General features: G+C 45.6%; 9 protein-coding genes and 3 pseudogenes. 8 read left to right on the top strand and 4 right to left on the bottom strand.

The window, feature by feature from the left end:
* Positions 1 to 706: 706 nt before the first annotated feature.
* A pseudogene (locus O9334_RS15195) lies at positions 707 to 895 on the bottom strand (hypothetical protein); the annotation flags it as partial.
* A gap of 328 nt (positions 896 to 1,223) precedes the next feature.
* Between O9334_RS15195 and O9334_RS15190 the strand changes: the two are divergent.
* Positions 1,224 to 1,604, top strand: coding sequence for a hypothetical protein (locus O9334_RS15190; RefSeq protein ID WP_045357688.1), 381 nt, complete (start codon positions 1,224 to 1,226; stop codon positions 1,602 to 1,604).
* A 10-nt stretch (positions 1,605 to 1,614) separates the two neighbouring features.
* Here the strand turns inward: O9334_RS15190 and O9334_RS22905 are convergent, their stop codons facing one another.
* Positions 1,615 to 1,857: a hypothetical protein gene (locus tag O9334_RS22905; RefSeq protein WP_045357690.1), complete on the bottom strand. Its 243-nt coding sequence runs from the start codon at positions 1,855 to 1,857 to the stop codon at positions 1,615 to 1,617.
* 102 nt (positions 1,858 to 1,959) lie between these two features.
* Complete coding sequence (locus O9334_RS15185; protein ID WP_288000918.1) at positions 1,960 to 3,393, bottom strand: TM0106 family RecB-like putative nuclease; 1,434 nt, start codon at positions 3,391 to 3,393, stop codon at positions 1,960 to 1,962.
* 297 nt (positions 3,394 to 3,690) lie between these two features.
* On the opposite strand from O9334_RS15185, the gene O9334_RS15180 reads away from it, so the two are divergent.
* Positions 3,691 to 4,905, top strand: coding sequence for an aminotransferase class V-fold PLP-dependent enzyme (locus tag O9334_RS15180; RefSeq protein WP_045357694.1), 1,215 nt, complete (start codon positions 3,691 to 3,693; stop codon positions 4,903 to 4,905).
* 41 nt (positions 4,906 to 4,946) lie between these two features.
* On the opposite strand, the pseudogene O9334_RS15175 reads toward O9334_RS15180, so the two are convergent.
* Positions 4,947 to 7,961: pseudogene (locus O9334_RS15175) on the bottom strand (DEAD/DEAH box helicase); the annotation flags it as partial.
* 354 nt (positions 7,962 to 8,315) lie between these two features.
* Between O9334_RS15175 and O9334_RS15170 the strand changes: the two are divergent.
* From O9334_RS15170 to O9334_RS15145, 6 genes and pseudogenes are all read left to right on the top strand, one after another.
* Positions 8,316 to 8,969, top strand: a complete 654-nt coding sequence (locus O9334_RS15170; protein WP_190380750.1) for a Uma2 family endonuclease — start codon at positions 8,316 to 8,318, stop codon at positions 8,967 to 8,969.
* A gap of 114 nt (positions 8,970 to 9,083) precedes the next feature.
* Complete coding sequence (locus O9334_RS15165) at positions 9,084 to 10,508, top strand: carotenoid oxygenase family protein (protein WP_288000915.1); 1,425 nt, start codon at positions 9,084 to 9,086, stop codon at positions 10,506 to 10,508.
* Positions 10,509 to 10,582: 74 nt separating this feature from the next.
* Positions 10,583 to 10,648 (top strand): annotated as a pseudogene (locus O9334_RS15160) (DUF4351 domain-containing protein); the annotation flags it as partial.
* Positions 10,649 to 10,698: 50 nt separating this feature from the next.
* On the top strand, positions 10,699 to 10,935 hold the full coding sequence (locus O9334_RS15155) for a hypothetical protein (protein ID WP_288000914.1): 237 nt from the start codon (positions 10,699 to 10,701) through the stop codon (positions 10,933 to 10,935).
* A gap of 36 nt (positions 10,936 to 10,971) precedes the next feature.
* Complete coding sequence (locus O9334_RS15150) at positions 10,972 to 11,463, top strand: hypothetical protein (protein WP_288000912.1); 492 nt, start codon at positions 10,972 to 10,974, stop codon at positions 11,461 to 11,463.
* A gap of 122 nt (positions 11,464 to 11,585) precedes the next feature.
* The coding region (locus O9334_RS15145) for an ELWxxDGT repeat protein (protein ID WP_288000910.1) at positions 11,586 to 14,204 on the top strand (2,619 nt) is incomplete at its 3' end.

Here is a 14,204-nt window from a genome sequence, read left to right as displayed (position 1 = left end):
TGTTAGGCACGCCGCCAGCGTTCATCCTGAGCCAGGATCAAACTCTCCATGATGAATCGTTTGATTCTTTGACTTTTTTTCGTCTCCCCCTTGCGGGTTTGACTTCTTTGTTATAGAATTGCTTCTAAACGAGGCTGTTTTACTTGGCTTTCAAACTATTGTTTTGTCTAGGTTCCAGCGTCGTTTGTTTCGCTTCGCTTTCGCTTCGCTTCAACCGCGCATTTACCAATGTATCTAACTTCCCTAGGTTTGTCAACCCCTTTTGGCAAAATTTTTTGATCTTTTTTCTATCCCTTGCTACGTAAGCCTTTCGGCTTTTGGTCTTTTTCTGGTCGGGTCTTTTCCCCTAGTAAATTTGTTCTAATTAGCTCTTGATGGTGGTGACAACGTTTCTCATATAGTCCGAGACTTTTAGGCATCAAATAGGCGGGCAATGCCCGAAATAACTGCCTAGTAGAGTTTTTAGCCCCAATGTACTACCAAAACTTGGCTAGGGAACTCAAGGTCAATATATTTTGTGATCAATTTTTGCAAGACAAAGGCGAGAGTAAGGGCGATAGCCACCCCCAGTTTCAGAAATCACAACCCTGGCATTGAAGCGGGGAACGGAAGGCTCCGAGGTGTAACCTAACACCAGAAGGCGAGACCACTGCCAACCATCCATAGATATCCCGCAAAAGTCTTATTCAGCCACTTGATGATAGCCTCAAGCAAGTTCATAATTGTCAATGCCAGCAATTAAATTAAATCTCAGTCCAAAACGCCGTCTCCGATTCCTATATCTTGATGATCAAACCCTAAATATCTTCAGCCTTCTGTGAATAGGTTCGATCTCGCATAGCGAGCGCTTTGCGTTCACAATTCTTTCTCTTGATAACTGGTGATTAAATTTTTTTCTTCAAGACTTTCGGCAAAGAAGGCGCATCTGGTTGACGCTTCAACCGTTCGGCGTTTCGGCGGTTCGGCTGATCTCACCGTCGAAGCCTGAGATCACGGCCGAAGCCCAACCGAAGTTCTTTGGGTTAAATCTGTTCGAGCTGCCGGTCATCACCGTCCGGCCCCAGCGATGAGGATGTCAATCTGGATAATCTCGATCAAAACTAAACCCAAGGCAGAATAGAGCGAGGAACCAGTGAGTCAAAAAGAAGATTTAACCGTGGCAATGTGTTGGGAATGTGTTAGGTTAAAGATAATTGCAGCTTTGATGAATCGAGGGTTGAGCCGTGAATAACAACTTTTTCCGCAGCTATTCTGTCAATGATTCTGGTTTGGGTTGTTTCTTATCTTTGATTTTAGTCGGCTTGTTGTTAGGCTCGATCGGACTAGGTTGGTTAGTCAATAGTTTTTTAATTCTCGTGGCATTCCTGATATTTTCCCCTGTCATTGCTTGGGGGATTTTTCGCTGGTGGTTGCGACGCAATTTAGTTGAAGATAGCTGTCCCGTCTGTAGCTACGAATTTACGGGTTTTAATCGCACAGAATGCCAATGTCCTAACTGTGGTGAACCGTTAAAAGTGGCAGGGGGTAAGTTTATTATTCTCACCCCTCCCGGTACGATCGATGTACAAGCGATCGAAGTACTTACCCGACAGTTGGAAGATTAGGGTCAAACCATCACCATCTAGGCACGCGCACCAAACTGAAAGCGGGGGATCTGAATTTTAACAATAACAGCAGTCCCAGCAGGTGAATTGACCAATGAACGAGAATTAAGCCCCAAATAATTGCAAAAATCAAACTACTAACGGCAAGAGCTTTAAAAATATCATTATCGGTCTTTTGATACCAGAGAAGACTAAGGAAGGAAAGCAGTAGGAGTAGAAGCGGAAAAAGTGGGGAGAACATGGGGATCACCATTGGGTGAGGGGACTGTCTTCACATTCATAGCCTATCATTTTCCCTTTGCAGCTACGGGTAGCAGATGTTACCTACCCCCCTATTTGTCATAAATCTTTAGAATCAAATTAAAAAGTTTACAAGCCAATCTTTTAGTATAAAGGTGGCGCGACAATCATCCTCATTGTAACGCAAAATAGCCGCCAATAAAGTCCGATCTCCTGTTTTTAACCACTGGTCATACCACCAAACGCATTGATCCCCGCTTACTCCTCGATCGCGCCATTGAAAGCCAATCCAGTTAGCGAGGGATTTTAAAGAATAACTTTCCACGGGAAAAGTTACCGAATTAACTACCTGATAGTGTAGATCAAAACAGCGAGAAACTAACTGATTAATCAAAGAAGAAGGGGTTTTATAAAGATAACCTAATCGCTTAATTGTTTCCACTTCGTACTCAGAAAAGTGAAAAATTGGTGCTTGATAATCCTGCATGACTAAGCTTAAAAATTCCTGCCAAATCCTGCCTTCATCTTCTGGCTTTTCTGCCAAAAAGGGATAAAATTGCTGGGTATTAACTCGATAATCAACCCGTAAAATCCCCAAAAGATAATCTAAATTCTGTTCTGGTTCCGCTTCGATGTCAAAATAAAATTCAATCTCGGCTCTCGGTAGGGGGGACAAATAAGCAGTTTTCCCGTTGCTTTTGCGAAAGGCCCGATTTTCAATAATTGCTTGGGCCTGTAATTGTAACTGATTAGCCACCTCTAACCCCATCCCCTCCCCCATACGGGTAGGACAGGTAAGCGCAAGGGATTCCATGGTGGAAACCCCCAAAGACTGTAAAAATTGGTAACGACTGGGAGTCACCCCCGGAACTAAAGAAAGATGTTGACTCGCTTGGGCGATACCATAACAGTGACTATACCAATGACATAAACTGCAACGCTGACGCGAGATAAAAACTTCTGGTTCTTGCCGATTAATCACCATTTCGCCGAACTTTTTGATTATTTCCTCTAGTTTAGTTAACCAGAGATTCAATTCCACCCGATAGCGATTATGACGACGCAGGACAATTTCGGCATAACCCGGAAAAACTCCCTGCATACTGGCTAATAAATAGGCGTAAAAAGTAGCCATAATCTTATATTCAGGCTTAGGACGGCGACCGAGTTGTATATTGAGGGGATAATAAATCCAATCGCCAAATTTCGACTCTCCTGCCTGTTTAATTAATAAATGCGGGGACCCGGTTAAAGAGACGGGATAGCCAGATTGTAAAAGGACTCCGTGATAAATACAGGGTACCCCCTGACGCATCAAAGCTTCCGTTTCCCTAGCGGCGGCTAAAATATCGGTGATGGGGGTAGTCAGGGAACAATAATCGGGATAGGAGTCTTGCAGGACTTTTTTAACGTGACTTTGACTCTCTTGGCGCAATTTAAGCAAAAAATCTCGCTCAGGGTCTTTTTCTTGGCTATTGCCGTAGAGATTTAAAAACGCACGGCGTTGACAACGTTGGTAGTCTAGAAGTAGATCATCGGTCAGTAGCATTCTATACAAGGAGAAAAGTTAAGCTTTCCTAGACCAGTGAGGTAAAGTAAAAAATAATAAACTTAAAAAAAGAAAACATTCCCAAGTATGTTTCCTCTACTTTAATACTATTGTGACAATTACGACTTAATCCGTCGATAGAATTCAGCCTTCGGTCGTCGGTCGTCAGGAAGTGGGGAAATGGGGAAATGGGGAAATGGGGAATTCAACTAAAACCCTAAAACCTTAAAACCCAACACCTTCTAACTGATAACTGATAACCGATAATTGATAACTGACCCCCCCATCTCCTCGCTTATGCAGAATTTAGACGAAAATAGCCTCGATTGCGCCGTTAGTAAACCGGATTTAGCCGAACAAAGACAGGAATTTCGGGGACTTAGTAATAAAGTTTATTTTAATTTCGGTGGTCAGGGAACCTTGCCCAAGGCCGGATTAGAAGCGATTATCGATGCCCATAATTTTCTCCAACAACAGGGGCCGTTTTCAGGACGGGTAAACGATTGGATTACCAGAAAAACGGAACTTCTCAGACAAGAAATGGCTCAGGAATTGGGAATTAGCCCCAGCACTCTCTCTATCACTGAGGATGTCACTGTAGGCTGTAATATCGCCCTCTGGGGGGTTGACTGGCAAGCGGGGGAACATATTTTACTAACCGATTGTGAACACCCCGGAATTATCGCCACAGTTCGGGAAATTGCCCGTCGTTATCATCTGGAAATCTCCACTTGTCCTATTCGGGAAACTTTAAACGGCGGCAACCCAATAGAAGTCATTTCCGCTCATTTACGTCCAAAAACTAGGGTTTTGGTGGTTAGTCATGTTCCCTGGAATACCGGACAGGTTTTACCCCTCAAGGAAATCTCGCAACTTTGTCATGATAATTCTGTCACCGAAAAACCCGTTTTAGTGGTGGTGGATGCTGCCCAATCCGTGGGTTGTTTGCCCTTAGATTTAAGCGCTACCGGCGCCGATTGTTATGCTTTTACAGGTCATAAATGGTGGTGTGGACCGGCCGGTGTGGGAGGATTGTATATTCGTCCCGAAATTTTCCCTAGTTTACAGCCCACTTTTATCGGTTGGCGCGGTATTGAAACAGATAACCGAGGAAAGCCTATCGGTTGGAAACCGGATGCCAGACGCTTTGAAGTGGCCACTTCTGCCTATCCTCAATTTGAGGGTTTAAGGGCAACTATTGCGGTACATAACGCCTGGGGTGATGGGGGACAAAGATACGAAAAAATCTGTCAATTAGCGGCTTATCTCTGGGGGGAATTAAAGACGATTAAAGGGGTGAAATGTTTAAAAAATTCTCCACCAGAATCCGGTTTAGTTTCCTTTCAAATTGACTCGGCCATCACCCCACAAAAGTTAGTGCAACAGCTAGAAAAACAAGGGTTTTTACTGCGAACTCTCCTCGACCCCCTCTCGGTCCGTGCCTGTGTTCATTATTTCACTTTGTCCTCGGAAATCGAGCAGTTAGTAGCAGCTATCAAAAAGTTAGTTTAATTGGCAGTATTTGCCGCATTTAAACGGGGTCGGGGATATTTTTATCCCTCGGCGATTAAGCGTAATAATTCGTCGGTAGATAGCTTGCCGCTTGCGTCGGTTCCCGCCAATAAACTATCGGCAAGATCGCGTTTATGGTGGTGCAGATCAACAATTTTTTCCTCGATCGTATCCTTGGCCACTAAGCGATAAATCGTCACCGGACGTTTTTGGCCGATGCGGTGGGCGCGATCGGAGGCCTGATCCTCCACTGCGGGATTCCACCAGGGATCAAGATGGATAACGTAATCGGCCGCGGTGAGATTTAATCCTGTCCCCCCGGCTTTTAAACTAATTAAAAATACGTCCCCTTCCCCCGCTTGAAAAGCTTTCACCTGTTTCTGCCGATCGCCAGCAGGGGTACTACCATCGAGGTATTGATATTTTATCTGTCTTTGATCGAGATAACTGCGGATAATCGCTAAATGATCGACAAATTGACTAAATACCAACGCTTTATGCTGATTATCCAATAAATAATCCAGAATTTCCCCGAAACGGGACAATTTCGAGCCTGCTAAATCCAAATCTGGAGCCACTAACTGCGGGTGACAGCAGGCCCGGCGTAATTTCATGATCTCTGCCAGTACCTGGAGATGTTTCGCCCCGGCGGTACTGTCACTCTCGCTTAATTTCTCCAAAGCGCGCCGCCGTAAGGCCTCGTAAAACGCCTTCTCCTCGACGCTTAACTCGATCGGGACTAAAATCTCGGTACGCGGCGGTAATTCCGCCAGAACTTGGTTTTTGGTGCGCCGGAGAAGGAAAGGCCGCACCAGTTTTTTTAACTGTTCGCGAGCGGTTTTATCGCCGTATTTTTCGATCGGGGTGGCGAAATGGCGATCAAAACTTTCCAAGGATCCCAACAATCCGGGGTTAATAAAACGGAAAAGATTCCATAATTCCCCTAAATGATTCTCGATCGGTGTTCTCGTGGTGATTAATTTAAAATCCCCCCGCAGATTCATTGCCGCTTTCGAGCGCTTGGTGGAGAAATTCTTAATCGCTTGGGCCTCATCGAGAACGATTGTCCGCCATTCTACCCTGGCCCACATGGTTGCCACTTCTTCCTGCTGTAATAACCCATAGCTACAGACCAACAGATCGAAAGGTTGCAGTCGATCGAGTCGGGCTTGCCGATCGCCTGTTCCCAATTGGATGATATTTAAAGTGGGTGCGAACCTTTCCGCCTCGCTAATCCAGTTCAAACATACTGAAGTAGTAGCGATCGCTAAAGTCGGTCCCGCCGAGGCGCGGGTTAGGATTACTGCCAGGGCCTGTAAAGTTTTCCCTAATCCCATATCATCGGCCAAACAGGCCCCGGCCCCCCACTGGGCCAGCCTAGCTAACCAACGAAAGCCTTCCAATTGATAATCGCGCAATTCTGCCTGTAGAGTTGAGGGGACTTCTGGGGTAAAATCCTGACTTTCCTGAAAGCGTTGTAAATTGTCGCGCCAACGTTTATCGGCCTTGAGTTGTCCCACTTCCTCGCTGAGTTCGGAGAGAATCGGGGCAGCAAAGGGATGAAACCGCAAACCGTCGCCGGACTTTTCCGAGAAAGCGCGCATTTCCTGTAACCGTTCCCGAAATGCCTCGGTTAGGGCGAGAAATTGACCATCTCCGAGGGGAATAAACCGCCCCGGCGATCCCTCTAGCAGTTTCATCAACTCCTGCATACTCAGCACCGATTTCTCCTCTAGGTGCAGTTCCCCACTTACCGCAAACCAATCGTGCTGACTGTGGATATTTAGGTGTAGGTCCTGTAATCGAAGCTGACGCGACACCCGCCATTTTTCCCCTTCTGGCCATTCCACGAGGACACTATCGCTTAATTCCCGCAATTCCAGCAGTAGATCGAGACAATCCTCCGGATTTTCTAGCCGCCATTCCCCGTTTTCTTCCTCAAAACTGATCAGGGTGGGACAAGAATCGATCGCTGTTTGCGCTAGTTTTTTCTCTAGGGCTAGATCCCTAGTTGTTTGCAGCCGTTCCCCCTCGATCTCGGCGATCACTGTTTCGCCCCCTTTTCCAGGCCGGAAATAGGGACCGGCTGCCCCAAAAGGACGGGTGAGAACCGCCACTTTTAAACCCTCTCCGGCCAGTAAGAGATGAATCCGGGGTTGACTATCGGCTGCCACTGACCGGGCTGCTTTTCCTCCCCCGATATCGGAATGTACTGTCACCATCCCGGACAGGGAATTGATTGCGGCCAGCACTTTTTCCCGGCCCTTGTCGGGGACTTCTAAGCGGTTGCTTTTGCCGATAATGTCGGCGATGCTTCGGTGTTCCGGCTTGACTTCGATTACCTTAACGCGAGTGGGGGTTTCTTTCCAAATCAGCACTTCTTGGCGCTCGCTGAGATCGGGCAGTAAAGACAGGATTAATTTACCCGATTTTTCCCTACTTACTCGCAATTCCAGTTCCCCGGCGACGATTTCTACCCTCGTTCTGGGGGAATCTTCCCAAAACACCAGGGGATGACCGATCAGTTCGAGAATTGCCCGGCGCTCAAAGTGATACTCGTTCTGGCCATAGTAACTGGATTCCACGAAGATATGGGCGCAAATTTTCAGGTCTTGCGGGGTTAAATAGTCAATTTCCCCAGTTTTTCGCAGACGTTTAAGGGAGACGGGACGGCCGCGACGACCATTGCCCCGCGCGTCGAGTTTCTGTTCTTTTGGTTGCAGGAAATAATCCTCGGAATAGATACTGAGAAACCAAGCAAGGCGGACGACGGGGTTGGATTTACCCGGGGTTGGTGTTGGCGCGCACAGATTAGCCAAGGCATTCAGGCACAGTTGCCAAGCTTCTTGGGGTTCGAGCGCATCTACTAGGGGGGAAGGGAGGGCCTGATTTTTAAGCACCTCCACTTCCGGGGTTCGATCAAGTCGGGACAGTAGGTCCCCAGTTTCTAGGGCTAACCAATGGTAGCCGGCCGCCTTGGCATCTTTGTAGAGGGGCAGCAGTAGGCGGAGCAGATGTTTTTTAGCGATGTTGCTACTCATCCAGTAGAGACAGATAAGCTGCCCGCGCATTTAAATTGCTTGTTGAGACGAGGCACTCTTGCGCTCTTGCACTCTTGCAACAGTAAAGGGATTGGGGGAGATTCGGCTAATCTTAAGAATAAGCGCTTTAAATGCGTCTTAGCTTAGAAGTAGTCCCATCAGTGATCAATATGTCCGTTATTTTCTAACCCCTTTTGTAGAGACTAAACATGACAAGTCTCTACAAATATAGACTTAGGCAAATCAATCCTATCAACGTAACCTGTCGGGATATAACGATGTTATGTCTCCCTAGATATAGGGGAATAGATCAGGTCTTACAGATGCTAAAATTATAATCTTCAGACAAATAACCTCAGAGCATAAATTATGACCTTTACACCAGCTATTGATCCAGATATTGAATACCCAGATAGTGACGGTAAACCCATGGCCGATAATACCGAACAATATGAATGGATCGTGAAAATTAAAGAAAACCTAGAGATTCTCTTTGCTAATTCTCCTAACGTTTTTATTGCGGGGGATCTGCTCTGGTATCCCGTCCAAGATAAAAAAATTACTGGACCCGTTGCTCCCGATGTTATGGTAGTATTTGGTCGTCCGAAAGGAAGAAGGGGTTCCTATAAACAATGGGAAGAAGATAATATTGCTCCTCAAGTGGTCTTTGAAATTCTTTCCCCTTCTAATAGTTTAGAAGAAATGGAGCGAAAACTCCTGTTTTATCAACGTTATGGAGTGGAAGAATACTATCTCTATGATCCAGATTCTCATAATTTTCAAGGATGGTTGAGACGGGAAGGAATATTAAGTTCTATACCTGAGATTAAGGGATGGATTAGTCCTCGGTTAAATATCCGATTTGAATTGAGAGGAGATGAGTTAGAAATTTATAGTTTAGATGGTCAGAAATTTTTAACTTCTATTGAGTTATCTAAAAGGTTAGAACAAGAGCGTCTTAAAGCTGAACGTTTAGCTGAATATATCCGTTCTCTGGGAATTGATCCCGACACTTTATCATGACATAATTGATGGGTTGCGGTGAATACTAATTAACTGGTAAACTGGCGAAATTATCGTCATTGAACCTAGTCTAGGGCTATACTTAAACTATGTAATCACTAAAAAAACAAATCTATGAAAGCTTGGGCAAAATCTTTAGAAAAACCAGCAGTGGAATTTTCTGAAACGCAATTAACCTTATTATCGGGGAAAATTCCCGATGGATTGCGGGGGAGTCTCTATCGCAATGGTCCGGGGAGATTAGAAAGAGGTAAGCAGAAAGTTGGTCATTGGTTTGATGGAGATGGGGCAGTTTTAGCTGTAAATTTTCATGATAATGGAGCCAGTGCCACCTATCGTTATGTTCAGACTGCTGGTTATCAGCAAGAAAGCGCCGCTAATCAATATTTATTTCCTAATTATGGCATGAATGCCCCCGGCTTTTTTTGGAATAATTGGGGAAAAGAGGTAAAAAATGCCGCTAATACCTCGGTGTTAGCTTTACCAGATAAATTATTAGCTCTCTGGGAAGGAGGTTTTCCCCATAAATTAGATTTACAATCTTTAGAAACCCTAGGCTTAGATAATTTATCTAGCTTACAAGCAAAGGAAACTTTTTCCGCTCATCCTAAGCTAGATTTGTCCAGAGGAGAGATTTTTAATTTCGGGGTGACAATCAGTGCCAAAGTTAGTTTAAATCTCTATAAGTCTGACTCCACTGGTCAAATTATCCAGAAAAAAACTTTTAATTTAGATAGATTGTCTCTGCTGCATGACTTTGTTTTAGCGGGACAGTATCTCGTCTTTTTTGTCCCACCGATAAAAGCGGATAAATTATCGATACTGTTGGGATTTAAAACTTTTAGTGATGCCATGCAGTGGCAGCCAGAATTAGGAACAAGAATACTAATTTTTGAGCGAGATTCTCTGCAATTAGTCAGTGAAAGTGTTACAGATTCATGGTTTCAATGGCACTTCGCTAATGGTTGTGTGAATGACCAAGGCAATCTTGAAATTGTTTTTGTCCGTTATGACGACTTTAAAACTAATCAATTTTTAAAAGAAGTTGCCACGGGTAAAACCGAAACTTTAGCCATCGGAAAATTGGCAAGTATTACCATTAATCCCCTATCAGCAAAGGTAATTAATCAGGAAATTCTCTCGGATTTAAGCTGTGATTTTCCCGTGGTTTCCCCGCAACTGGTGGGACAAAAATGGCAAAATACTTTTTTAGCCGTCCATCGTCCCGATAGCGATATTCGTCGGGAAATCATCGGACTTCCCGCTTGTTATAATCACTCCACAGGTAAGTTAACTATTGCCTATCTAGAAAATAACTGTTATGGCAGTGAACCGATTTTTGTCTGCGATGGTTTATCTCCAGAAACCGGATGGTTAATCCTCGTGGTTTACGACGGCAATAATCACAGCAGCCAAGTGAGAATCTATGATAGTCAGCAGTTAGAAAAAGAACCCCTTTGCTGTCTGCAATTACCCAGTGTTATCCCTCCGGGGTTTCACGGTACTTGGCAAGAAAAATCAGAAAAAGGCGCTATTTAGAAAACGGGTTTCTTTGAGAAACTATTTAGAAAACGGGTTTCTTCGAGAAACCCGTTTTCTGGACTTGTGAGAGAGAAGCTTTATTCGATTTCTCTACGGTTGAAGATTTAATCAATTGGTTAAATACTTTAACTGCTTAGTTCTTATGTTAGCGTTCACCTTCTGACAACAACCCACTAAAATTGTCATAATGAAACAGACAACCGCTAATTATGATGAACCCTGTAAAGAAGCATTAAGCGAGTATTTTGAAGCGTTTTTATGCTTCTTTTTTCCTGAAGTTCACCAATTGATTGATTGGACAAAAATTCCCGAATCCTTAGAAAAAGAACTCAAACGGATTACCGCTTCAGCAAAGACAAAAAAACGTTTCGCTGACAAACTCTATTCAGTTATCAGTTATCAGTTATCAGTTATCAGCGACTAATTGGAAGCAAGTAGCAATCCCTTTGCTATAATAGTCATGGCACACCTGAAAACAAAAGCGACTACTGGGAAGCTGCCACAACGGGAACAGTGGAAGTGGAGGTTAATCAGGGGATTATATGAAAAGGAGTTCGAGAGGGAACAGATAATTAAACTGTTTGAAATCATCGACAATATGATGACTTTATCCTCTGAATTGCAGTCAAATTTAGAGAGTAAAATCAAACAATTTGAGGAGGAAAGAACCATGCCTTTAATGAGTAATATGGAGTTACGAGGAATCGAACGCGGTAAAGAAATTGGTGAGGAAATTGGCAAGGAAATTGGCAAGGAAATTGGCGCGTTAGAAAAAAGCCGCGATGACATCAAAACAGTTTTAACTGTGCGGTTTGGACAAATTTCTTCAGAAATTGAAGAGATAATCGGCAAAATGACTAACCCTACTATCTTAGAAGAGCTACTAAAATTAGCAGCTACCGCTAATTCTCTCGCAGAATTTAAGCAGTCTTTGGCAAAAATCCAATCCTAGAACTTCTTTAGAAAACGGGTTTCTTTGAGAGATACCGACCTCGACGGCACTCAATCGGTGTGGATGGTGCCTTCTTTAGGGGCTTAATTGTTTAATTTTTACTCTTTATTCAGGAAAAAATCATGTCAACTCCTTTTTTAGTTAAGGATATCAATCCCAGCAATCTAACGGTGGTGGGTAATACCCTCTACTTCAGCGCCGCTGACGGCGTTAACGGCACTGAATTGTGGAAAAGCGACGGCACGGCGCTGGGTACGGTTCTGGTCAAGGACATCCGCCCTGGTTCCTCTAGCTCCTCGCCAGGCAGTCTTACAGTAGTGGGCAACACCTTGTACTTTACCTCTGATGACGGGGTGAACGGTAAGGAATTATGGAAGAGCGACGGCACGGCGGCGGGTACGGTTCTGGTCAAGGACATCCGCCCCGGCTCCTCTAGCTCCGGTGGCGTTATCACTGGTGGCTTGAGTTCCAACCCCCGCAATCTAACAGCGGTGGGCAATACCCTGTACTTCAATGCCTTTGACGACGTTAACGGTGAGGAATTGTGGAAAAGCGACGGCACAGCGGCGGGTACAGTTCTGGTAGCCGACATCGGCCCTGGTTCCAATGGCTCTGGCCCCCGCAATCTGACGGCGGTGGGCAATACCCTGTACTTCACTGCCTTTGACGACGTTAACGGTGAGGAATTGTGGAAAAGCGACGGCACAGCGGCCGGTACAGTTCGGGTCAAAGATATCCGCCCTGGTTCCAATGGCTCTAAACCCCGCAATCTGACGGCGGTGGGCAATACCCTGTTCTTCACTGCCAATGACGGCGTTAACGGTTATGCATTGTGGAAAAGCGACGGCACAGCAGCCGGTACGGTTCTGGTGGGCGCCCGTTACTCTGGCCCCTACTATCTAACGGCGGTGGGCAACACCCTGTTCTTCACTGCCTATGACTTTAGCGATAACGGTAATGCTTATGACGGTCGAGAATTGTGGAAAAGCGACGGCACAGCGGCGGGTACGGTTCTGGTCAAAGATATCGGCGTTTCTCACCCCTATATCCCTGGCACTTACCCCAACAATTTAACGGCAGTAGGCAATACCCTGTTCTTCACTCCCATTGACAGCGTTAACGGTAGAGAATTGTGGAAAAGTGACGGCACAGCGGCGGGTACGGTTCTGGTCAAAGATATCCGCCCTGGTTACTCTAGCTCCCTCCCCCGCTATCTAACGGCAGTGGGCAATACCCTGTACTTCACTGCCTTTGACGACGTTAACGGTGAGGAATTGTGGAAAAGCGACGGCACGGCGGCCGGTACAGTTCTGGTAGCCGACATCCGCCCTGGTTCCAATGGCTCTAACCCCCGCAATTTGAGGGTAGTGGGCAGCACCCTGTACTTCAGCGCCAATGACGGCGTTAACGGTTATGACTTGTGGGCTTTAAATGTGGGTACGCCCGCAGTTCCCACCCTCGCTATTGCCGCCACCAGTGCCAATCAAACCGAGGGCAATAGTGGCAGTAAAGCCTTTACTTTCACCGTCACTCGTGCGGTTAATACCACGGGAAGCAATAACGTCAACTGGGCAGTTACCGGCAGCGGCAGCAATCCTGCCAATGCCACTGATTTTGTCGGGGGAGTGTTACCCAGTGGGGTAGTGAGTTTTACGACGGGGGAAATCAGTAAGGTGATTACTGTTGACGTTCAGGGAGATACAACAGTAGAACCGAACGAAAACTTTACCGTTACCCTCTCCAATGCCACCAACGGCGCTACTATTACCACCGCTACTGCCACCGGAGCCATTCAAAATGATGATACCAGTGTCACCCTGGCGGTTTCTCCCGCAAGCGTAACTGAAGACGGGACAAGTAATCTGGTTTATACCTTCACTCGTAGTGGAGTAACAACAAGTGCTTTGACAGTCAATTACAGTATTGGGGGGACTGCGACTCTCAATACCGATTACACTCGCAGCGGGACTAATAATACTGTCACCTTTGCGGCTAATGCTGCGACTGCGACTGTAACAGTTGACCCCACTGCTGACACCACAGTTGAACCTGATGAAACCGTCGCCTTAACCCTCACTTCGGGGACAGGTTATACAGTAGGTACAACTACCGCAGTTACGGGAACAATTACCAATGACGATATCAATGTCACCCTGGCGGTTTCTCCCGCAAGCGTAACTGAAAACGGGACAAGTAATCTGGTTTATACCTTCACTCGTAGTGGAGTAACCACTGATGCTTTAACTGTTAACTATACAGTTAGTGGGACAGCAACCAATGGAACCGATTACACTTCTATTCCCACCAGTGTCACCTTTGCTGCTGGTTCATCCACTGCTACTGTAATAGTTGACCCCACTGCTGATACTACAGTAGAAAGTGATGAAACTGTTGCTTTAACTCTTGCTTCTGGGACAGGTTATACAGTTGGGACAACTACCGCAGTTACCGGGACAATTACCAATGATGATTTCCCTAGTATTACTCTTGCTGTCTCTCCCAGTAGTGTCAATGAAGACGGGACAACTAACTTAGTCTATACCTTCACTCGTACTGGTTCTACTACCAGCGCCTTAACCGCTAACTATACAGTTGGGGGAACAGCTACTTTTAGCACAGATTACACTCAAACCGGTGCAGCTAGTTATACCAGTACAACTGGGACAGTGAATTTTCTGGCTGGTTCAGCGACTGCTACTGTAACAGTTGACCCCACTGCTGATACTACAGTAGAAAGTGAT

Origin of the sequence: Microcystis sp. LE19-8.1F, from assembly GCF_027531715.1 — a bacterium.
Classification (GTDB): domain Bacteria; phylum Cyanobacteriota; class Cyanobacteriia; order Cyanobacteriales; family Microcystaceae; genus Microcystis; species Microcystis wesenbergii_A.
The sequence above is the reverse complement of the archived record's forward strand: the minus strand, read 5'-3'. Positions and strand labels throughout refer to the sequence as shown.